Below are 270 nucleotides of genomic sequence, written 5' to 3'. Positions count from 1 at the left end.
CAATATGATTTTAAATTATATATTTACAAACTTTTTTAAATAAAATGAAAATAATAGCACTGGTTTTTGCAGGGGGAAATAAATATTCTTTCACAAAACTTTCTAAAGGTATTACTGATTTTGTTGTTTTAGAATACCCTGGAAGAGGAAGTCGATTCAATGAAAAATTAATAACTAATATTGATACGCTTGTAGAGGACTTACTTCCAAAAGTTATTGAAGAAATTAGGAATTGTCAGGAGTATGTTATTTATGGGCACAGCATGGGAG

1 protein-coding gene is annotated in these 270 nt (G+C 28.5%); it reads left to right on the top strand.

Annotation, left to right across the window (positions count from 1 at the left end; translation table 11 throughout):
• Positions 1-44 precede the first annotated feature (44 nt).
• On the top strand, positions 45-270 hold a 226-nt coding region (locus SB764_RS40525), incomplete at its 3' end, for a thioesterase II family protein (RefSeq protein ID WP_410866831.1).

Source organism: Paraburkholderia sp. SIMBA_027 (assembly GCF_046535315.1).
In the GTDB taxonomy this organism is placed as follows: Bacteria; Pseudomonadota; Gammaproteobacteria; order Burkholderiales; family Burkholderiaceae; genus Paraburkholderia; species Paraburkholderia tropica.
Note: the sequence above shows the minus strand (reverse complement) of the source record. Positions and strands in the feature narration are given on the sequence as shown.